A 21,169-nucleotide genomic window follows, 5' to 3' on the forward strand; every position below is an offset into this window, starting at 1 on the left:
GATTACCACGGTCTTAGTGAAATGCCAAAGACCAGATGTGCATCTTCCATACGGGGATTCCAAATAGCCTGCGCAAATATAGGCAAAGAGAATGAATCGCTGAACTTTATAGCGGTACTTCCTTTCAGCGCAACGTTGGTAACAGCAAATCCGTCGTTCGTCTTCGCCCCCGTATAAACTCCGTAAGAGGTATAGGGAAGGAAGCCGCAGGTAGCGGTCAGGTCGACCATTTTCACGCGGAACGGATAATTGAGTTCGACGTAGGAAGAATAGTTCTGATTGCCGTCCTCGTCCTTATCCTGTCCGGCAAACATGGTATACCAGGCAACGGAGAGGGGAAATTTCTCCACGGGAAGCGTATAAGCCAGTCCGGCCTCGAAATGATGAGCGGTTTCATGGCTTTTGAAGTTGAAGTATTTGTTCGCGCCCTGTCCGGCCCACCACAGGTCGGCGATGAAGAGGGTAAGTCCAGAGTTGCCGAAGGTATAGGCGGCCGTCAGGTCTATTTCCTTATTGGCGGCACCTTCCGAAGATTTATAACCGTCGAAATCGGTCGATCCCCACGCTGTCAGGGAGAAGCCGGCGACGCTAAAAGCGAGGGTCGGCTGGAAACTTGCTCCCGTTTGATAGAACCCTCTCCAAAGATACGAACTCAGAAGGTCCCCTTGCACGGTAAATGTGGCTCCGCTATCGTCTTTTTGAGCCATGACGCATGTAAAAGAGGTGAAAAACAGTAACAGAAACGCCGTTACTATGCGTTTTATGGATATATTCATTGTTTTATGCATTTTTACCAGGGTATTCATCATTCGATATATTTATTTTGAGGCTACGCCGCCGATTTAACTCATAAATAGTTGTTTTTATGCGTTTTTACCTAGGTATTTGCCCATAAATACGTTTATCTGATGATTTTTACCCTGCGTTTGGTATTTCGATATGATTGTTATTTATTTTTTTCGGCCTTTTCCAAAGCGATATTCAATTTCAGGACATTGACCTTCTCCGGGCCGAACAAACCTAATAATGGTCCTTCGGTATTAGCATTCACCAGGGCCATGACGCTTTCGGGCGAGAGGCCGCGGGCCTGTGCGACACGTTGTACCTGTGCATAGGCGGCTTTCGGGGAGATATCGGGGTCGAGTCCGGAAGCGCTGGCGGTGACCATTTCGGCGGGCACTTCCTCACGTGTCAGATAAGGATGATGAACGAGGAAGGTGTCGATGCGCGCTTTGACTTCCGAAAGGTATTCTTCGTTGGAAGGGCCTTTGTTGCTTCCGGCGGAAGAAGAAGCGTCGTAGCCGTCGCCTGCACATGAGGGGCGTCCCCAGAAATAGATGTCCTCCGTGAAATTCTGGCCTACGTTTGCGGCTCCCACGACTTTGCCATTGAGTTCAAGAACTTCGGCGTTACCTTTGTTCGGGCCTGCTACCTGTGCAAAAATCCATAAGACGAAGATGTAGCAGATACTAAACAACAGACTGAATGCTATTGTCAGTTTAAATGATTTGAAAAGAGTTGATATCATACTTGTTTTTCTTTATTTTATTATTAATGATTACATAAACATGCTTACCACCAAATCGATCAGCTTGATACCGACGAACGGAGCGATTATCCCTCCTACCCCATAGATGAGCAGGTTACGGCGAAGCAGGGCGGAGGCCCCGATCGGCTTGTAAGCCACACCGCGCAATGCCAACGGAATCAAAGCCGGGATGATGAGCGCATTGAAAATAACTGCACTGAGTATTGCGCTTTGCGGACTATGCAGGTGCATGATATTCAATGCTGCCAACTGCGGAATCGCGACCATGAACAAAGCCGGCACGATGGCAAAATACTTGGCAACATCGTTCGCGATACTGAATGTAGTCAGTGTTCCGCGCATCATCAGCAATTGTTTACCGATTTCAACGATTTCGATGAGCTTGGTCGGGTCGTTGTCGAGGTCTACCATATTTCCGGCCTCCTTGGCAGCCTGCGTACCGCTGTTCATGGCGACACCGACGTTTGCCTGGGCCAGTGCGGGAGCGTCGTTCGTTCCGTCACCCATCATGGCGACCAGTTTGCCGGCTTCCTGCTCCTTCTTGATATAGTTCATTTTATCTTCCGGCTTGGCTTCGGCAATGTAATCGTCTACACCAGCTTTTTCAGCGATATATTTTGCAGTCAGCGGGTTATCGCCTGTCACCATAACGGTCTTGACACCCATCTTGCGGAGGCGTTCGAAACGTTCCTGTATTCCCGGCTTGATAATATCCTGCAACTCAATCACACCGATGATGAAATCATCCTGCGAAACGACCAGCGGCGTCCCTCCGTTGCTTGTAATCTTTTCCACCAGTTCGGCTACTTCCTCCGGATATTTATTTCCGGCAGCCTCGCTCATCCGGCGGATGGCATCGAAAGCTCCTTTGCGGATACGCGTTCCGTCTTTCAGGTCGACGCCGGAACATTTCGTTTCCGCCGTAAATTTAATCATGCGGGAACCTGACGTACTCAGGTCGCGGATGCGGACACCCTTTTCCCGTCCCAGTTCCACGATAGATTTACCCTCAGGCGTTTCGTCGGATAAGGATGCCATCAGGCAAGCCTGAACAAATGCCTGTTCGTCAATCCATTTTACAGGATAGAACTGGGTTGCTTTGCGGTTACCAATCGTGATCGTTCCTGTTTTATCGAGTAGCAGCGTGTCGATATCGCCCGCCGTCTCCACAGCCTTGCCGGATTTGGTAATTACATTTGCACGCAAGGCACGGTCCATGCCGGCGATGCCGATAGCAGAAAGCAGTCCGCCGATCGTCGTCGGAATCAGGCAGACGAACAAAGAGATAAAGGCAGCAATCGTAATCTGCGTATTCGAATAGTCTGCCATCGGCTTCAATGTCCCGCAGACAACCACGAACACCAACGTAAAACCTGCCAGCAGGATGGTCAACGCAATCTCATTGGGTGTTTTCTGGCGGGAAGCGCCCTCAACCAGGGCGATCATCTTATCAAGGAAACTTTCGCCCGGCTGCGTAGTCACTTTCACACGTATCTGGTCGGACAAAACTTTCGTACCGCCCGTTACCGAACTTTTATCGCCGCCTGCCTCGCGGATGACCGGCGCCGATTCGCCTGTGATGGCACTTTCGTCGATAGAGGCGAGTCCTTCGATAATCTCACCGTCGGAAGGGATGGTATCGCCTGCCTCGCAGATAAAAATATCGCCTTTCTTCAGTTGCGAACTGCTGACTGTCGTGATACTGCCATTCGCACCGATTAGTTTGGCAGGTGTCTCCTCACGGGTTTTCCGTAAGCTGTCTGCCTGCGCTTTGCCACGTGCTTCGGCTATTGCCTCGGCAAAATTGGCAAAGAGCAAGGTGACAAACAGCACAATGAAAACCAACATATTGTATCCGAACGCCCCCTGCGCGTGATCGCCCGTCGCAGCGGACCAGATGGTGACAAAGAGCATTACGAACGTGACAACCTCCACGATAAACATGATTGGATTCCTGAACATCGTCTTCGGGTTCAGCTTCACGAACGATTGCTTCAAACTTTCTATAACAAGCTCCCTGGGAAACAGGGAAGCGGCTTTATTATTTTTCATATTACTTGTTCTTTTTATGTTTCGATATAAATTGTATATCTATTGACAGAGTTAATTTCATATACCGGAAAATATCAGCTAGATGCTTATAGTGCCGGGAGTAACTTCTCCCCTCTCGAGAGGGGGTAGGGAGTGTGTTAACACATATCAATAAAGCAGACTTAAAATGCATTAACATGGAAATAGTTTAATTTATACTGAGGGTAGCATGATAAAGCCGGTTTACAGGCTGAGATATAACACACCCCCTGCCCCCTCTCAAGAGGGGAAAAAGTTACAATCAGTTTTTACTAATAAACATTCATCATTTAATAAACTGTGATACGTATTAATTCAATCAATCGTGCTTAATATATCGAGAAATATTCCGCTATCGGCCCCAGCGTCAGCGCAGGGAAGAAAGACAGGGCGGCAACGATAAAGATTACGCTGAACGTCATCACGGCAAATGTGGCCGTATCTGTCTTCAATGTCCCTGCACTTTCCGGGATATATTTCTTTTGTGCCAGCAGTCCCGCAATGGCAACCTGCCCGACGATAGGGAGATAACGGCTGATAATCAGTGCCAGACCAGTCGTGAAGTTCCAGAAATAGGTATTATCGCCCAGTCCTTCAAATCCCGACCCGTTGTTTGCCGAAGCCGACGTATATTCGTAAAGCATCTCGCTGAACCCGTGGAAGCCCGGATTATTCAGCCACCCTCCTTCCGCTTCCACAAAGGCCGGATTATATACCCAATAATAGCATGCCACCGCCGTGCCGATCAGGATAACGAACGGATGAGCCAGCGCCACAATCGTCGCAATCTTCATCTCGCGTGCCTCCACTTTCTTTCCCAGGAACTCAGGCGTGCGCCCGACCATCAACCCGCTGATAAAGACGGCGATAATCAGGAAAGCGTAATAGTTCATGAATCCCACGCCTACACCACCGAACCAGGTATTAATCTGCATATTCAACATCTCCATCATCCCCGACAGCGGCATCGTGCTATCGTGCATACCATTCACGGAACCATTGGAAGTCACCGTCGTCGTGCAACTCCACAAAGCGGTGGCAGCCGGACCGAGGCGGGTTTCCTTTCCTTCCATAGCACCGGCCTGCTGGTCGATTCCCATCGCCGAGATCATCGGGTTCCCTTTCGTTTCATAGTATGTATTGATGCCGACACTCACGAGGTAGGCAAACAGCATCACCCCGAATATCGAATAGGCGAGTTTCTTCCGTTTCAGATAGAATCCCAATGCAAACACCATCGCCATCGGCAGGATAAGGATGGACCAGCATTCCACCATATTCGTCAGGTAAGTCGGGTTTTCCAACGGATGCGAAGAGTTAACCCCGTAGTAACCACCGCCATTCGTTCCCAACTGTTTGATCGGGATGATTGCGGCAGCCGGACCTTGCGAAACAAGTTGTTCCTGTCCTTCCAGCGTCGTCAGCTTCATCTTGCCGTCGAATCCCATCGGCGTACCTTCTATAATCAGGATAAAACCAACCACCAGCGCCAACGGCAGCAGGATACGTGTACTACTCTTCATCAGCAGATTCCAGAAGTTACCGATCGTATGAGTCGATTTCGATGCCATCGCCTTGAATACTCCTCCCAGGGCCGCCATACCCGTTGCCGCCGTAATAAACTGGAAGAGCATGATGACAAACAACTGTGTAAAATAAGTCAACCCGCTCTCACCGCTGTAATGCTGCAAGTTACAGTTCACCATGAAACTGATACAGGTATTAAACGACAGGTGCGACGACTGGCTCGCATTGCCGTCGGGGTTCAACGGCAGGTATTGCTGGAAATACAACAGGAACATTCCCCAGAAAAACCAAAACAGGTTAATGGTCAGCAATGCTTTGAGGAAGCTCTTCCAACTCATTTCCACGTTCGGGTCGATGCCGCACAGTTTAAAAATCCATCTTTCCACCGGGGCGATGAAGTCCAGGCAGGTCTTCTCCCCTTTATAAACTTTTGCAATGTACTTTCCCAGCGGGTAGGCCAGCACGACCATGAGTACTATTTGCGCGATGCTACCTAATAATTCCGTATTCATCTTTTTACCATCATTATTTGTTTAAAACTTTTCGGGCTTAATCAACACATACATCAGATACCCGAAGATAACCAGGCAGAGTATAAACAGTGCTACGAACATATCTCTCCTCCTTCCTTTAAATCTTTTCGAACCAATCTACACACTTGAAAAAAAACCAGTAGCAAAGGCTACCTACCGCACATAAAAAAATAAATGATACAATTTCATTCTCTAACATAGCTTTGTCTTTTAATCGTTTATACAAATCATTTTGCCCTTCTATATGCCAAAGCCGTGCCAAAGCGGAGACAACAACATGTTAAAACCTGTATCACAAATACTTATCAGAAAAACGCAGCATAACGTCGGAAGAGGTAACCCTTCCATTTTGAAAAGGTCAGCCTGTCAAAACGGTAAAGTATATCAAAACGGAAAGATGAAAAAGAGAGTGAGAGAATAAAAATAAAGCCCCGGCTTGTATAGGGCCCGGGGCTTTAATAAAAGTAAAGGTAGCCTATATCTCACGACATATCTGGCTACAGCAGGTCTCACGACCTAATAACTTAAAATCAAAAAAAAATATTATTCGGTAAATTGATAAGGTACGGTGAACCAGAAACAGGTACCTCTGTCTATTTCCGAATCCACCCATATCCTACCACCTAGCTTATGGATAATCATTTCACATATACTTAACCCCAAACCGCTTCCCTGAATAAATGTATTCAACTTTGTGAAACGATGGAATATTTCTTTCACCTTATTTTTAGGAATGCCGATACCCGTATCCCTGACAAAAAACTTCAACAAGCTCTCCCTTTGGTCATATTCATAACCAACCGTTATAGTTCCCTTCTCCGTAAACTTCATGGAGTTGTTCATCAGATTGGTCAGCACCTGCATCAAACGGTGTTTGGCAATGACAGCATAACATTCCATCAAACCTTTGCTGGAGATAATCTGCACATCCTTATTTCTGTTCGTCATCCGGGCAGACGTCGCAATCTCGTCGATAATATGGTTTATACAAGTCCTCGATTCGTTAAAGTCGAGCGTTTCCGCATCAATCATTGCCAGGTCGAAAATATCGTTAATCAGTTTCAGCAACAGCGCGTTGTTACTTTCGATAATCCCGATATACTCCTGCTTTTCCTCTTCTGTCTCAACGTTAATCAACAAATTGGAAAAACCGATAATCGCATTCAGCGGCGTCCGTATCTCATGGCTCATATTCGCCAGGAAGGCGGATTTCAACCGGTTGGCCTCTTCGGCGGCACTCAGGGCGTCACGTAGGCTCTGTTCCAGCAGTTTTTGTTCCGTGATAGGCATGAAAATACCGTCGAGAGCAATAACATTCCCTTTGCTGTCGTACTCGACCTCAACCAGCATCTCTTCCCATGAGACTTCCTTGTCGTTATATATATTCAGATCGCTCAACTGGTATTCGAGATGTCCCCTGCATATCTCTCCGCTGATTAATTGCCTGAACAACTCCCTCGCCTGCTCACGGAAATCGGTATGCACCAGCATCAAAGCCGTTTCCAGCGGGACTTTTTTATCTTCAACCAGCCTCCGGTGTGTCTTTCCGGTCAACGAATCATATTCGGCCACCATCTTTTTTACGGAGAATATATCATTCTTTATATCATAATACCAGCAGACCATATTGGCAGCCTCTATCGCTATCGACAGTTTATAATTCACCAGTTCGAGATTTTCGCGGTAATTTTTCAGCTTCGTCACATCGACAAAGAACACATCCACTACATCTTCTTCTTCCGATAGACGGATTATAACTGTATAATAAGATCCGTTTATCAAATATTCACCCCTATGCGTTTCTTTCGTAATCAATATTTCTTGAGAAATATCCAGAAACCGCTCCATTGATCCCAATGAAGTCTGTTCCAGTTGTTCTCTATTTTTATGCAGGATATCTATTTTCGGCAGTACCTTTTCATTAAAAGCTTTATTAACATCGAGCACCAAAAGGTCGGGCGCCTCCCTGTCGCTCCGGATTTTACACCGCAAATATGGGATAGGCATGTTGTCGAATAAATCACGGTATTTAAGAAGCAATTTATATTCGCGGGTCCGCATCTTCGATTTTATATGCCTGATATAGATGATTGTAAGTAGTGCAACAATGATGGAAGCAAGGAAATAGAGACTGAATATCAGCAGGTCATAATGTTCGATAAAATTCAATGGCTTTTCCAGCATGGAAGAATTTTCAGTATGAAACACATTCCCTCCTATTGCCGGAGAAATATTTATCGCAGAGATGCACCCTGCATATATCTTTCCGGTAAAATATTCCAGTAAAATAAATATACCGATGTTGCGCTTCATAATTTTATTTTAGACCCAGGTTATACCCTTTTAATAAATTCATTGTATTTTCTGTTTCATCTTATCCACATATGAAGAATAGTTGAAAAACATTGCTTTTATATTATCTGCAAAGTTATTGTAATAAATCTATTCTTCAAAGATAATTTGTAATTAAATCCATGAAAACCATTGATTTTTATTAACTATCACAAAAATAGCACATAAAAAACATAATATGGAATATCAAATTCGTATCAAAAATGCAGGCGGAAACCTCGCGGCCTCCGCCTACCCCCCTTATCAATCCTAACCTCCTATTCAATTTCAGGACGGTCGCCACCGCTACTTCCTCCCGATGATGGCGGGCGGGTAGTTCCGGTGCTTGTCTTTCCTCCCTTGCCTGCTCCGAGGCTGTCGGAGATGACGACACGGTAATGATCGATACGCGCGTTCCACCATGCGAACAGTTCGGCGTATTTATCATCTCCTTTGACGAGTGCCAGGGCATTTAGTTTTTCCACCAATGCGTTATAAGCCTTCTCGTAAATGGGACGTGTCATTTCGGTACTTCCTTTTCCGCTCTTTTCGGAGTGTTCTTTCGAGCGCTTCGATGTCAGTTCGGCACAAAGGTCGTTCGCTTTTTTAAGTTCGGCTATCCAGCCGTCCAAACCTAAGAGAGTAGCGTCCGCCTTGTATTTATCGGACGCCAGTTCCTGCAAAAAGTTATTGATGAAACTTGTCTGGTCGTCGAACGAGCGCCGTTGGGCACCGGTAAAAGTATCAGCCAATACGCTCAGACGCAAAGCACCGTCTCGCTTATCCTGATCGAAGTGTCTCAATCCGTTTCTTATTTCTATAAGTATGGCAACATGCAGGTTACCACGCTGTTTGTTACCCGTAGCCATCTGTTCGGTAATAGAACTTTTGGCTACGTTGACAATGCTATCATCAAACGCCTGCAATTTTGCCTTATAATCGGGAAATATATCGGTTATCTCCAGTGTATCGTCGCCTTTGGCTTCGATAGCTGTTTCTATTTCACGACCGAACGTCAGACTTTCGTTGTTCTTCAACCGTGTTTTTGTTCCAAATGTTTGTATTTTAGTCATAAGTATGTGTTTCTATTCTTTTAGTACCTGGTAAAAATATTTTCAATATTTTACAATAACATTACGCTCTAGACACAATCCCCCGATACTTATATCGATGAAACAAAAAACCCTTTAAACTGGTTCGATACTTATATCGGGGGCGCCTTCGTTGTGTAGAAAGCTTCCGATACGAGTATCGAAAGCTTTGGCTGCCGTATGTGTCTCACGACAAAAAATCGGCATATCTAGTATTAAATGATTTGCTTGAAAACAATTTTATCGTTATCTCTAATTTTTATTCTCGCTTCCTCCTTTTGTTTATCAACATCCGGAGGATGTTCAGATTGTCTTTGTTTCATTTTTATTAGATTTAAGTTATGGCCCGTCAAGGGGTCAAATTATATTTACGTTTATATTTATTAACAGCAAAATGACTAGAAAAAACGTTCCTTTTTTCTAGTCACGTTTAAGTTTTTCTTTAGAAATAATCATATCCGATTAAATAACGCTCATTATGATAAGAAAATCAATCATTCTCTTTGATTTTTTTTGAAATAATATTTGTTTATTTAATTATTTTTCCTTCCTTTGCAATGACAGGAAAAAAGGAACGATTAATTTAGTCATTCGTGCTTAACACTTTTCACGATTGTTTTTCAATGGATACAAGCAGGTTATTCATTTAGGATTTAACATGTTTCAATTGTAAAAATCCCCTATTAGTATATATATTTTTTTATTAATAAAAAATCAATCTTATGAGGATTTCGGTATTGATTGATTTTACAATAAGTTTTCAGTCTTCCTTTTCAAAAAATAGATTCCTTCAAAACGAAATAGCTATCTTTGCATCTAATCAATAAAACTTAGTAGAGAATGGATAAGCAAACGGCCTTTCCGAAAAGACAAATCGTCGATATTGAAACGTGGGAACGGAAAGATAACTTTAATTTCTTCCGGAATTTCCTGAATCCGTGTATCACTATTACCTCCGAAGTGGAATGCACGGCGGCAAAAGAGAAAGCGAAAAAGAACGGGCAGTCCTTCTTCATACATTATTTATACGCCATCTTACGGGCGGCAAACGAGATTAAGGAGTTGCGCTTCAGAGTAGATGACGAAGGGCAGATAATATATTTCGAGACTGTCGATGTCTTATGCCCCATCCGGATGAAGGAGAACGGGAAATTCTTTACGGTCAGGATTCCATGGATAGCCGGATTTGAGGACTTCCATCGGGAGGCGCGACGTATCATCGCCTCTATCCCGGAGGACGGAGACCCGTATAATGCCGAAAACCTGTCGTCCGAAGAAAACCGGTACAGTGTTATTCTGGTGAGCGCGACGCCCGACCTTTATTTTACATCGATGACTCATACGCAGGAGCGCGAAAGCGGTAGCAGCTACCCGTTACTGAACGTGGGGAAGGCGGTGACGAGGGAAGGAAAACTGGTTATCCCCGTCGCGATCAACGTGCATCACGGGTTTGTGGATGGGGCGCATCTGGCGACGTTCTATCAGAAGGTGGAAAAATATTTGGGATAGTATCCCCTCCCCTCTCGAGAAGGGGGCAGGGGGTGTGTTATAGTTAACTACAACCCGTATTCCTCAATCTTCCTATACAGCGTAGTCAGCCCAATCCCCAGCAGACGGGAAGTTTCGGTTTTATTCCCGTTCGTATATTTCAGGACTTTCTGTATATGCATTTTTTCAACGCCGCTCAGGTCGAACCCGGCATAGGCTTCGTTTGCCGAGGCATTGGGTTGCTGAATGTTCAGGGGCAACGAATCCGGTGTCAGCACATCACCATCCGCAATAATCAGGCTGCGTTCCACCACATTCCGGAGTTCGCGGACATTTCCTTTCCAGGTGTATTTTTTCAGCAGGTTGATATAATCGGGCGAAATCGTCTGGATTTCCTTGCCCATCTTTGCCGACAAAGCCGCAACGAACGCCTTCACATGCAACGGAATATCCTCCGACCGTTCCCGTAACGGCGGCAGATGTATCTGGAAAACGGAAAGGCGGTAAAACAAATCTTCGCGGAAATGTCCCTCGGCAATCTCTTTGGAAAGATCGCGGTTGGTGGCGGCAATGACACGGACGTTGACCTTTACCGGACGTGTATCGCCAATCTTGATGAACTCGCCGGTTTCCAGGATACGCAGCAGCTTGGCTTGCAGGTCGAAAGCCATTTCACCGATTTCGTCAAGGAAGATAGTGCCGTTGTCGGCCTCCTCGAAAAGTCCTTTCGTCTCCTTCAAAGCACCCGTGAAAGCGCCTGCTTTATGACCGAACATCTCGCTCTCCAGCAGGTCGCGGCTGAAAGAAGAGCAGTTGATAGCCACAAAGGCTTTTCCGCTGCGCGAACTGTGTTGATGGATGGACTGGGCGAAGACTTCCTTTCCGGTGCCTGTCTCGCCTGTCAGCAGCACGGGTACATCGGTTTGCGCCACCTTGCGGGCCAGGGCGATCGCCTCCTGTATGGCAGGCGATTTGCCGACGATGGTGTCGAACGAATATTGCCGGCCGACCGGCGAAACGGCAGCTTTCTCCTGACGGTAGGCGGCGGTGGCTTTCTCCATAGCTTTGGCGATCAGGGGGAGGATTTTATTGTTGTCGTCGCCTTTGGTGATATAATCGAAAGCACCGTTCTTGATGGCTTGCACGCCGTCGGGGATGTTACCGTGGGCGGTCAGCAGGATGATTTCGGAATGGGGACGCAGCTTCTTTAGTTCGCGTACAAGTTCAACGCCGCTGCCGTCGGGCAGGCAGACGTCGCACAGGATGACTTCGGGGGTGTGTTGTTCCAGTTGTTTAAGACCTGCCCGGCAGGTGGACGCCTGGAATACATCGTAACCTTCAAGTCCGATGATACGTGAGAGTAAACCTAAAATCTGCTTTTCGTCGTCAATAATCAGTACTTTTCCCATACTTTCAACAATTCTGTAACGCAGGCAAATGTACGATGATTATTTTTTCCGGCAAGGGGATGCGGGGCAATATGCTGAATTTTATAGCATGCTGATAAGGGCCTGCTTGTTCAGTATCTTCACCTTGTTACGCGAGATACGGATGAAACCGCTGTCTACGAGCTTATTGATTTCTTTGGAAAGGGCGGGCCGCGTGACGCCGAAATACTCGGCAAGCTGCACCTGGTTGTGCTCCATATCGACCGTGTCTTCGCCCTCTTTCAGATGGTCTATCAGATAATAGATGTAACGGCTGCGGATGCCGCGGAAAGAGAGGACACGCAGGCGGGTCATGGTGCATTTGTTGCAACTGGTGCTGACGCAAAGGAAGTTATGAAGGAGCACGGGCATCGAATGCATCATCTTAAAGAATGAATCTTTGGAAATCTTCATCAGGACGACATCTTCCTCGACCGAGAAGGTGGCGGGGAACTGGTTCTTTTCGGCAAAAACATGCGGAGTAGCAAAGGTGCGCGGGGCTTTGATGACCTCTACCCTGACTTCGCCTCCCGAGACATCGACTACGTCTACGTTCAGTTTACCTTCGAGCAGAACGTGTATGGCCTGGCACGGCGAACCCTGGTGGATAATCGTTTTTCCTTTCGGATGGTTCTCTAGTGTGTATTCCAGATTTTCCAGGAAGTCTTCCTGCATCTTCTGCGTGAAATTCCGGAACAACGGTATTTGAAAGATATCAGTTATATTCATTCAGCATCGATTTAGTGTCGGAAATGTTTCTTACAAAGATAAGAACATTTCCGACACCTGCAAGTTACCACTTGGCAATAAATATTCTTGGGTTGATGTTGATCGACAACCATCCCCAGTCTTGCCAACTATCTTTACTGCCTCCCTTGACGGCTTCCATCGTAGATGTTCCGAGCATCGTGGAGTAGCCGGCGGAGAGTTTCACGTCTTTCATAATCTGCCAGTCCACCTGGAGGTCGAGTTCGGAACCCAGTCCGCGGTCGAGGTCTTTGCCTTTAACCGTCACGTCGCTTGTGGTGGAGAAATAATGGTAGGCGAGCGACAGGTCGACTTTTTTCGACGGTTTGAAGGCGAGCTTCACCTGATTGTCCCAAAGTCCCGGATTGAAACCGTCCTGGAATGGGGTGGCATAATAATAATCCATCGCGCCGTAGAATTTGTGATGGGTTCCGTATAATGGGTCGAAGGCCGTGTATTTGGCATCCGGACCGTCCGTGTTGTCTGTACCGCTCAGGTAATCGCTGCCGAGGGCAACACTCCATTGCGAATTGATTTTATAAGCGGCATTCAAAGCCCAGAGGAAAGCGGAGACTTCACGTTTCTTCGCATTCTTGCCGGACTGGTAATAGAAGGTACCGCCAAAGGTCCAGTCGCCCGGCTGGTAATAGAGGTTCGCTCCCATCGTTTGCATGAACTGGGTGTCGGAAACCTTTTCTTTCGGGTCGCCGCCTTCCAGTCCGAGGTTCATGAAAAGGAAAGAGGCTTTAAATTCTTTGCTGCCGATATGCTGGTACCAAAGGGTTTGCATGTTCTTGTAAGGTTGCGCGCCCTCGGCATAGAAGGTGCCGCCTATTTTAGTTTCGTCGTTCTGGTTAAAGGCGAGGATGAGATGAAGTTTGTTCTGTTTGTTCTCATACCCCAGTTTCAGGGCGTCGTGATAACGGCCGGCGATGTTCCAGTCCAGTCCGCCGAGGATACGTTCGTCATCGTAGATGAGCGACTGGCGTCCGAGCTTAGCAAAGAGGCCGTATCCGAAGTCGAGTTGTGCCCAGGCCTCGTTCAGGATGAAACGGCCGTTCTTGTCGATCTGCGGGTCCTGTCCCCAGACGCCTACGTGCTGTGCGGAAAGGCCGATCGAGAGGTTCTGCCGCTCGTAATTCATGGAGAGGCGGGCACGGTTATTGATGAAGCCGGCCGGCTCCTGCCCTTCGCTACGGGGATTTAAAACTCCGTTCCTGTACTCTGCACGCGGACGTATCTGCGCACTCATCGAGAATGTATTCTCTTTATCCTTGGATGTTTCATTTTCGTCTGCTTTCATCCACATCGAGCTTACCAACAGAAGCCCGGAAAAAACAATCACCCGTTTCTTCATATCGTTTATGTTTTAAGTTGATATTTCTTTTTATTTGTTATTCCATATTGTAAACGTGTACGCTGTTGCCTTGTGCCGAAGGCAGATAATTCACGCCGAACCAGCAAACTTGCAGCAAGATAAAAGCGAACACCAGTATTCCAAGGGCTGACCTGTACTGTTTATTCTTCTGAAATCGGAAGTGTATATACAGCAGATTGCCCAGCCAGGTCGCTGCTGCCCAGGTCTCTTTCGGGTCCCAGCTCCAGTAATGCCCCCAGGCTTCTTTCGCCCAGAGCGCCCCGAAAAGCATCCCGATAGTCAGGAAAGCAGTTCCCACATAGACCAGGTTATCGCAGAGATCCATTACACCCGGCTCAATCGCCCTCTTTCGCGACCGGACCAGCAGATAGACGGCCACCACGGCCCCCGCTCCCAGCATCGCATAGGCAAACATATAAACAATCACATGCGGTGCAAACCAGGGACTTTGCAAGGCGGGCATCAGTGTCTTATTATGTATCTCCGGCTTAAACAGGTTGATACAAATAAACACCAGCGACATGACCGTACTGAAAGACAAGATCCATTTATAGCGCCAGCGGATATAAGTAATGATTCCGGCAACCGGCAGGAAGAAGGAGTACCACAGGCGCGTCTCCCCCATCGTCCGCAACGGCGGTCGTTCCAGCGACACCCACATCCCGACAATGAAAGCCATAAAGATAGCCAGGCCGGCAACCGTCCACAAAACCACCTGCAACGACTTGCCGGGCCGGTAAGCCGCCATTGCTCCCATGCCCCAGCAGAATACGGCCGGCAAAGCAAAATATATCAAATGATTCCATTCCATACGTTATACAGTTTTTATGTCATTAACCACCGTCTGTTCCGGCTTATTCCCGGGTGCCAGAATGAAAAGGCAGACGGAGCCGAGCAACATCATCAGAATGCCGGTATATACCAACGGAAGCCACGGGTCTTTCACCAACTCGAAGATGCTCAGGCGGCTCCATTTCCCTTTTGTTTCGTCATAACTTAGCTGGTAAATCTTCCAGCCGGACATACTGAAAGGCTTATTCACTTCAATCAATGCTTCGGCCTGCTCCTTTTCCTTCGTATACACCAAGACCTCGGAGGCGAAGCGTTTCGGTTCGCGTTCCGGCATGACCAGGCTCACCTCCTCATTCAGTTGCAGTGATACGTACGGGAACATGAAACTGCCGCAACTCACCCAACCGCTTTTTTCGACACCGCTTGCCTTATTGCGGGCAGTTACGTATAAGGCGGTTGTCGCCCCTTCGGAATGAAAGGCGACAAAGTTGACCGTGTCCTTTCCGGGGACGCAGGCGGCCATCGGCAACAGGTCGGTTACTTCTATCTCCCAATCCAACAGGTTGCCGGACAAAGGAGTGGATTCGACCAAGATGTTTTCAGGATTCTTTTCGGGCAACGCTTTACCGTCCGCATTGTCGATAATCAACAACTTCGGAGGATATTCGTCGATTGTAAATGATTTCAGTTCGATGGCTAAAGGCAGTTCCTGCATTTCTCCGGCTTCGTCGGTTGCCCGCCATTCCGGTTCACCTTGCGAAACCGTCATCCGCAGACGTTGCAAGTCACCATTTCCTAAAATGGCTGCCAGCAACGTAATGAATAATCCGGCATGATTCAGGATAAAAGGAACATCTTTCCATTTAAAACAGCTTATCTTCCGAATCGTCACCAACCCCAATACGGAGAGAAAATAAAGGAACAGCAGCATAAAAGGCCACGAGACCGTCATTTGCATGAAACCTAACCCGGACAGTAGTCCTCCGTGAGTAACCGTTGCAGAGGGAGCCACTTGTCGGGTCAGTCCCATGATGATAACCAAAACCATCCAGGCCGTCAAAGACGTAATACTCGCCGTCAGGCTGTAAAACCACTGCAAAACAGCAGCTTTACGGCTCGCGGCATATACCATTATCAAGAAAAACAGGAACACTCCTCCTGCTATAGCGTTCAGGGGATACCGGAAAAGAGTCGCGTCCACCTTCCCGGTTGTCATTTGCAGAATGACTCCGGTAATGAACAGGCCGATACTTATCGCCCATCCTTCTGCATATCCCCAGGGTTGCTTCCACATAATCAAATCTTTTCAGCCAAACGTTTGTTTGCTTTCGCTTCCTTAATCCATTCCGGAACGACAGTGTTCAGGAATTTCTCTTTTGCCTGACGTTCGACAGCCATATCCAGACCGATATATTGCTGTGCTTTTTCTTTTGTCGAGATATCCGGCATCGGAACATCATCTGTATAACCCAATTTAGCTAATACTTTGGATACAGCCAGACGTGCCTGCATGGTCCTGTCGAGGCCGTTACCCAGGATACGTTGTATCTCCTGCGGTGCATGGAATGCTCCACCGTGGGAAGCAACACCGAAATCCCAACGCCATTGTGCCTGACGGAGCAGTTTCAATACCGGAGCCATCTGGTCTTCCGTTGCGCCTTTATCCCAGGCAAACTTTGCTTCGATATGTGCTTTTGCCAGTTCGGCTTCCAGGCGGTTACGCATTTCGTTTGCCTTGTTCTGACGTTCGTAAACATTATTACGCAAAGTTTCTTCGCTTTCACGGTGGCAAACCTGGCAGGTACGGTCAATCATAGCCAGCGGGCTCATGATATGGTGGTCACTGTATTTCACGCCGCCTTCGCTTTTATAAGGCATATGGCAGTCGGCACAGGATACGCCACGCTGTGCATGGATACCCATCATCGACAATTCATAATCCGGATGCTGCGCTTTCAGAATCGGTGTACGGCTCAGTTTATGGGTATAGTCTGCGAAACCTTCTTCGTCATAATAAGCCTCCATGTCTTCAACAGTAAAGCCTTTATCCCAGGGGAAAGTCAGATACTTGCCGTCACCCTTGAAATAATATTCCACATGGCACTGCGCACAAACCAGTGAACGCATTTCCTGCTGGGTCGCCTTGGTGATGTCGCGTCCCTGGCGCTGGAATGCTTCAATCAAGGCCGGACGACTGATATGCAGATTCATATTCTCCGGTTCATGGCAATCGGCACAACCGATAGGATTCACAATCTCCGTTCCCATTGCCGCCCATTTGCTCTTATAGAAATTATCTACTCCTATCGCCTGCATCATACGGGGAACGTCCGGACTCTTACAAGTCCAGCAAGTTGCCGGCTGCGGACCTTCATCGGGCGTCATCGGAGCGCCGACACGCAGGGTATGACGCATATCGTCAATCGCATGCATATGACCGCGTGGAGTTGAATAATCTTTAGAAAAAGCATATCCGGCCCAAAGAATAACCATTTCGGGACGGGCTGCCAGCACATCGACCATCTGGTTTCCGTTATACTTGCTTTGAAAACTGGTATCCATCGTCTGCGTCCAGGTTTCATATTCCCGCGGATAGTTCGGGGCAAACTTTTCGTTTACCGACTCAATGCCGGTAATCTCGACTTTCTTGTTATTCATCACACTGGCAATCTCGGCCCTCCGTTCATTGATCGAGGCAGCGAGTACGCCCAATACGAAAACAACGGCCATTGTCCCGCCGAACAACAACCAGCCTTGCCATGATTTAAGTTTCTTTTCCATATTCGTTGATTTTTATTTATTCGTTTTATTTAAGCATATCTTTCAGCCATTGCGGCGTATTGGTTTTCGGATAAGGCACAATGGCCGAAGGAGTGGACGAGAGGCTGTTGGAACCTCCGTGCGGAACATCGCGGTGACAGTCCCAACAGGCTTTTCCTTCACCCGCCATCGCCATATTGTGGTCGATACGTCCGGTGTTTACAAATTCGGTATTCAGTTGCGTGTGGCAACGGACACAGTTGTTCATGATTACTTCAGCGCTTTCGTCGATAGCCTGTATTACCTGCGGTTCGCCACGCATCATAAAGACAGCGGCATGTCGCATACCGTCCATTCCTTTGAAAAACCATTTCTTTGCGGCGTTTTCGTGCGGCACATGGCAATCGTTACAAGTAGCGTTCCGGCTATGCGAACTGTGACTCCAAGTAGCATAATAAGGCCCCATGATATGACAGTTCACACAGGTCGACGGCTCATCAGACAAGTAACTCCAGGCCCTCGATACATAAAATGTATAAAAGCCTAAACCACAAATCGCTCCGCTCGCGACAATGGCAAATAATTTCCATCGTCTGGAAGGAAGAATCGCGTTTATTATCTCTTTTATCTTCATACAGCCTTAATTAAAGTTTAATTCTTGACAAATATCTTAAATCGAGTACAGGTAAAGTGTAATAAATATTACATTGCGCGAAAATTATCCAACAAATGAGAAAAGTTTTATTCATGGCAGTCTCCGCACTGCTGATCTGCACCTCGTGTGTAACGAAGAAAAAATACCTGGAAGCCGAAAATGGGCGGCTCGAAGCCATCGGCCGCGGCAATGCTTTACAAGAACAACTGGTCGATTGCAAAGATGCCGGTGACAAACTGAACGAGCGCCTCGCCGCCCTCCAGCGAGACACGGCAAAGATGGGCAGCAACATCCGCAACTATCAGACGATGCTGAATTCGAACATGACACAACAGGAAAAGTTAAACTCCCTCCTCAGCCAGAAGATGGAAGAATTGAACGAGCGGGAACGGACAATTAACGAATTGCAGGACATGATTAATGCCCAGAACGAAAAAGTTCAAAAGCTGCTAAGCAGCGTAAAGGATGCCTTATTAGGTTTCAGCAGCGAGGAACTGACTGTTACGGAGAAAGACGGCAAAGTATATGTCGCCATGTCGGATAAGTTATTGTTCGAATCAGGAAGCGCCCGGGTGGATAAACGTGGAAAAGAGGCATTGGCTAAACTGGCGGAAGTCCTCAACAAGCAGTCGGATATAGATGTATATATCGAAGGCCATACCGACAGCAAACCGATTAACACGGCACAGTTCAAAGACAACTGGGATCTGAGTGTAATCCGTGCAACTTCGGTTGTCCGCATCCTGACAAAAGATTACGGCGTGAATCCGTTACAGATACAGCCTTCCGGACGTGGAGAATATATGCCGGTAGCAGACAACGAATCGGCTGAAGGCCGCAGCAAGAACCGCCGGACAGAGATTATTATGGCACCGAAGCTGGATAAATTATATCAGATGTTACAATAACCTATAATAGCGGGAATGTGTCAAAAGTCGCTATCCTGTCTGTCATCCCGGGCTTAACCCGGGATCGTATACTACGTTGATATGCACCATTTAGTATAAGTTGGCGGATCAAGTCCGCCATGACAAAACGGACTTTTGCAACAGTCCTGTTATTCTATTGACCTATAGTGGATTTTTAATCGAAAAAAAGCTCCACTCCAAATCAAAGGGAGAACATGGGTACCAGATATCTTGTTTCTCTCCCCCTACTTCCTGAAAAATATGGATGAGACAGGTAGATGTTTTTAGGTATTTATCTCCATTTTCTTTCAATACGCTTACTTGACCAATCCCTTTGTTTTCAAATTCTCTGGTCGAATATCCCAAATTCGTATATTCCCTGAAAGAAGCCAAACTTTCTTCGTTATCCTTCACTTCTACCGATGCTTCATATATATAATACAAATAAGATTTATCAAACCCTGATTCCTTTGCTACATTTCTTGGAAGTGCACCTTTGCACACGTCAAGAGCTTCACAACGCGTAAATCCTTTGACAGCCACACTGTCATAATCATCAAATGTAAACCAGGTTATCTCCGGTTCCGATAAATAGATTTTTTTATCATACTGGAACTTTGTCTTTGAACAAGAGAGTAAAGCAAAGACAACTAACAGACTATAAATAAATGACAGATTCTTCATAATTCCTTAATTTAATATTAAATACTAGTCTTTTCATTCGTAAAACAAACTATTTATCCTCTTTTGATTTTACATCTATATCTTTAAAGGAAAAACAATGCCACTCCAAATCGAAAGGGGAACACGGATACCAGATATCCATCTTTTTACCATCCTTTTCCTGGGAAATATAGATTAGATAAGTGTTCATGACAAATGAATCATCAAGACTGTCATAATCTTTTACAGTATTGGAAACCCCAATATAACCCATATCCGGAAAAGAATATCCCAATTTAGTATTTTGATCAGCATACATAATAATAAAATCCTCCTCATTCATCTTAAATTCGGCAGTAACCGCGCAGATATAATAAACATAAGATTTATCGTATCCCGAATCCTTCACAACACTATCAGGCAGCATACCTTTATGTTCATCCCCGATAGTCCAGCTATTAAATCCCTTCACTACGATACTGTCCCCTTTCTCTACAGGATACCGGTTCACTTCCGGCTCCGACAAATACAAATAAACCTGACCGTTAAAACCAATCTCAGTCTTAGAACACGACATCAAGGTCAACATCAATAATAGATAAAACACAAACATTCGATTTCTCATATCATTCTCACATTTTAAATACTTCTATCCATTAAACGCCAGCCTTTGTTTCATATTGCGTGAGTGATAATCAATAAATTATTGTATGAGGCAGTGATAATAAAATATAAAAAAGACTCCCCCCTAATATTATTTATCATTAAATATTTATCATCTACTATCATACTATCATTATTTGATATAAATACATAATTATCAACACCCTATCTTATGACAGTAAGTGCTTTTAACTATCATATATCTATCATGCAACTATCATACCCGCTTAAAAAGTAAGATAGGAAACGTCTTCTTTTGGATAAATATATAGCTAAAAATCAACAACATAGTAACATATATTGCTTGACACCCGGGTCTTGACACCTTCGACACCCGGGTGTTCGCATCGTCAAGATGGGGGTGTAAAACAGGGTAAGATGGGCATCCCGGCAACAAAAAGTCTGTATTCGGGTGAAATTAAGTCATTGTTTTGGGATAAAAAAGTAGTAGACTAACGAATTATGAGAGACAGCATGTAACCGGGCAGTCATCTTTTTAAGGTCAAAAAGATGGCTGCTTAGTTAAAATAGAGTTAAAATGATGGTTGCATGATAGATAAATGATAGTTAAAAGCACCTACCATCAT

At 46.2% G+C, this 21,169-nt stretch carries 18 protein-coding genes; 2 read left to right on the top strand and 16 right to left on the bottom strand.

Annotation, left to right across the window (positions count from 1 at the left end):
• Nucleotides 1-2: 2 nt before the first annotated feature.
• The 7 genes from C825_RS22145 to C825_RS22170 form a co-directional block, all read right to left on the bottom strand.
• Nucleotides 3-776, bottom strand: a complete 774-nt coding sequence (locus C825_RS22145) for a TorF family putative porin (RefSeq protein ID WP_044215265.1) — start codon at nt 774-776, stop codon at nt 3-5.
• Between the two features lie 170 nt (nt 777-946).
• Nucleotides 947-1,528: a K(+)-transporting ATPase subunit C gene (locus C825_RS22150; protein WP_010800206.1), complete on the bottom strand. Its 582-nt coding sequence runs from the start codon at nt 1,526-1,528 to the stop codon at nt 947-949.
• Between the two features lie 30 nt (nt 1,529-1,558).
• Nucleotides 1,559-3,601, bottom strand: a complete 2,043-nt coding sequence (gene kdpB / locus C825_RS22155; protein ID WP_010800207.1) for a potassium-transporting ATPase subunit KdpB — start codon at nt 3,599-3,601, stop codon at nt 1,559-1,561.
• A gap of 347 nt (nt 3,602-3,948) precedes the next feature.
• Nucleotides 3,949-5,658 carry a potassium-transporting ATPase subunit KdpA gene (gene kdpA / locus C825_RS22160; protein WP_010800208.1) on the bottom strand — a complete coding sequence of 570 codons (1,710 nt, stop codon included), beginning with the start codon at nt 5,656-5,658 and terminating at the stop codon, nt 3,949-3,951.
• A gap of 21 nt (nt 5,659-5,679) precedes the next feature.
• Complete coding sequence (locus C825_RS27785; RefSeq protein WP_081615916.1) at nt 5,680-5,760, bottom strand: potassium-transporting ATPase subunit F; 81 nt, start codon at nt 5,758-5,760, stop codon at nt 5,680-5,682.
• A gap of 462 nt (nt 5,761-6,222) precedes the next feature.
• Nucleotides 6,223-7,992 (bottom strand): sensor histidine kinase, encoded by a 1,770-nt coding sequence (locus tag C825_RS22165; RefSeq protein WP_010800209.1) that lies wholly within the window; start codon nt 7,990-7,992, stop codon nt 6,223-6,225.
• Nucleotides 7,993-8,288: 296 nt separating this feature from the next.
• Entirely contained in the window at nt 8,289-9,083 is a 795-nt protein-coding gene (locus C825_RS22170) for a DUF6261 family protein (RefSeq protein ID WP_010800210.1), read from the bottom strand.
• Between the two features lie 858 nt (nt 9,084-9,941).
• Here C825_RS22170 and C825_RS22175 point away from each other — a divergent pair.
• Entirely contained in the window at nt 9,942-10,610 is a 669-nt protein-coding gene (locus tag C825_RS22175) for a chloramphenicol acetyltransferase (protein ID WP_010800211.1), read from the top strand.
• A 47-nt stretch (nt 10,611-10,657) separates the two neighbouring features.
• On the opposite strand, the gene C825_RS22180 is transcribed toward C825_RS22175, so the two are convergent.
• From C825_RS22180 to nrfH, 7 genes are all read right to left on the bottom strand, one after another.
• Entirely contained in the window at nt 10,658-11,998 is a 1,341-nt protein-coding gene (locus C825_RS22180; RefSeq protein WP_010800212.1) for a sigma-54-dependent transcriptional regulator, read from the bottom strand.
• An 81-nt stretch (nt 11,999-12,079) separates the two neighbouring features.
• Nucleotides 12,080-12,745 carry a Crp/Fnr family transcriptional regulator gene (locus C825_RS22185; RefSeq protein ID WP_010800213.1) on the bottom strand — a complete coding sequence of 222 codons (666 nt, stop codon included), beginning with the start codon at nt 12,743-12,745 and terminating at the stop codon, nt 12,080-12,082.
• A gap of 64 nt (nt 12,746-12,809) precedes the next feature.
• Complete coding sequence (locus tag C825_RS22190) at nt 12,810-14,120, bottom strand: alginate export family protein (RefSeq protein ID WP_010800214.1); 1,311 nt, start codon at nt 14,118-14,120, stop codon at nt 12,810-12,812.
• 37 nt (nt 14,121-14,157) lie between these two features.
• Complete coding sequence (gene ccsA, locus C825_RS22195; protein ID WP_010800215.1) at nt 14,158-14,952, bottom strand: cytochrome c biogenesis protein CcsA; 795 nt, start codon at nt 14,950-14,952, stop codon at nt 14,158-14,160.
• Between the two features lie 3 nt (nt 14,953-14,955).
• On the bottom strand, nt 14,956-16,227 hold the full coding sequence (locus C825_RS22200) for a cytochrome c biogenesis ResB family protein (protein ID WP_010800216.1): 1,272 nt from the start codon (nt 16,225-16,227) through the stop codon (nt 14,956-14,958).
• A gap of 2 nt (nt 16,228-16,229) precedes the next feature.
• On the bottom strand, nt 16,230-17,714 hold the full coding sequence (gene nrfA, locus C825_RS22205; protein WP_010800217.1) for an ammonia-forming cytochrome c nitrite reductase: 1,485 nt from the start codon (nt 17,712-17,714) through the stop codon (nt 16,230-16,232).
• 25 nt (nt 17,715-17,739) lie between these two features.
• A complete protein-coding gene (gene nrfH, locus C825_RS22210; RefSeq protein ID WP_010800218.1) occupies nt 17,740-18,327 on the bottom strand; it encodes a cytochrome c nitrite reductase small subunit in 588 nt (195 codons plus the stop codon).
• Between the two features lie 95 nt (nt 18,328-18,422).
• Between nrfH and C825_RS22215 the strand changes: the two genes are divergently transcribed.
• Entirely contained in the window at nt 18,423-19,256 is an 834-nt protein-coding gene (locus C825_RS22215; protein WP_007659432.1) for an OmpA family protein, read from the top strand.
• A gap of 162 nt (nt 19,257-19,418) precedes the next feature.
• Here C825_RS22215 and C825_RS22220 read toward each other — a convergent pair whose 3' ends face one another.
• On the bottom strand, nt 19,419-19,940 hold the full coding sequence (locus C825_RS22220; RefSeq protein WP_010800219.1) for a hypothetical protein: 522 nt from the start codon (nt 19,938-19,940) through the stop codon (nt 19,419-19,421).
• Nucleotides 19,941-19,989: 49 nt separating this feature from the next.
• On the bottom strand, nt 19,990-20,544 hold the full coding sequence (locus tag C825_RS22225; protein WP_007659429.1) for a hypothetical protein: 555 nt from the start codon (nt 20,542-20,544) through the stop codon (nt 19,990-19,992).
• Between the last annotated feature and the right edge of the window lie 625 nt (nt 20,545-21,169).

The sequence above is a fragment of the Parabacteroides sp. ASF519 genome (assembly GCF_000364265.2).
In the GTDB taxonomy this organism is placed as follows: domain Bacteria; phylum Bacteroidota; class Bacteroidia; order Bacteroidales; family Tannerellaceae; genus Parabacteroides; species Parabacteroides goldsteinii.

Coding starts and splice junctions, on each gene's coding strand:
- C825_RS22145 (WP_044215265.1), bottom strand. CDS start 776: ATGAATATATCCATAAAACGCATAGTAACGGCGTTTCTGTTACTGTTT.
- C825_RS22150 (WP_010800206.1), bottom strand. CDS start 1,528: ATGATATCAACTCTTTTCAAATCATTTAAACTGACAATAGCATTCAGT.
- kdpB (WP_010800207.1), bottom strand. CDS start 3,601: ATGAAAAATAATAAAGCCGCTTCCCTGTTTCCCAGGGAGCTTGTTATA.
- kdpA (WP_010800208.1), bottom strand. CDS start 5,658: ATGAATACGGAATTATTAGGTAGCATCGCGCAAATAGTACTCATGGTC.
- C825_RS27785 (WP_081615916.1), bottom strand. CDS start 5,760: ATGTTCGTAGCACTGTTTATACTCTGCCTGGTTATCTTCGGGTATCTG.
- C825_RS22165 (WP_010800209.1), bottom strand. CDS start 7,992: ATGAAGCGCAACATCGGTATATTTATTTTACTGGAATATTTTACCGGA.
- C825_RS22170 (WP_010800210.1), bottom strand. CDS start 9,083: ATGACTAAAATACAAACATTTGGAACAAAAACACGGTTGAAGAACAAC.
- C825_RS22175 (WP_010800211.1), top strand. CDS start 9,942: ATGGATAAGCAAACGGCCTTTCCGAAAAGACAAATCGTCGATATTGAA.
- C825_RS22180 (WP_010800212.1), bottom strand. CDS start 11,998: ATGGGAAAAGTACTGATTATTGACGACGAAAAGCAGATTTTAGGTTTA.
- C825_RS22185 (WP_010800213.1), bottom strand. CDS start 12,745: ATGAATATAACTGATATCTTTCAAATACCGTTGTTCCGGAATTTCACG.
- C825_RS22190 (WP_010800214.1), bottom strand. CDS start 14,120: ATGAAGAAACGGGTGATTGTTTTTTCCGGGCTTCTGTTGGTAAGCTCG.
- ccsA (WP_010800215.1), bottom strand. CDS start 14,952: ATGGAATGGAATCATTTGATATATTTTGCTTTGCCGGCCGTATTCTGC.
- C825_RS22200 (WP_010800216.1), bottom strand. CDS start 16,227: ATGTGGAAGCAACCCTGGGGATATGCAGAAGGATGGGCGATAAGTATC.
- nrfA (WP_010800217.1), bottom strand. CDS start 17,714: ATGGAAAAGAAACTTAAATCATGGCAAGGCTGGTTGTTGTTCGGCGGG.
- nrfH (WP_010800218.1), bottom strand. CDS start 18,327: ATGAAGATAAAAGAGATAATAAACGCGATTCTTCCTTCCAGACGATGG.
- C825_RS22215 (WP_007659432.1), top strand. CDS start 18,423: ATGAGAAAAGTTTTATTCATGGCAGTCTCCGCACTGCTGATCTGCACC.
- C825_RS22220 (WP_010800219.1), bottom strand. CDS start 19,940: ATGAAGAATCTGTCATTTATTTATAGTCTGTTAGTTGTCTTTGCTTTA.
- C825_RS22225 (WP_007659429.1), bottom strand. CDS start 20,544: ATGAGAAATCGAATGTTTGTGTTTTATCTATTATTGATGTTGACCTTG.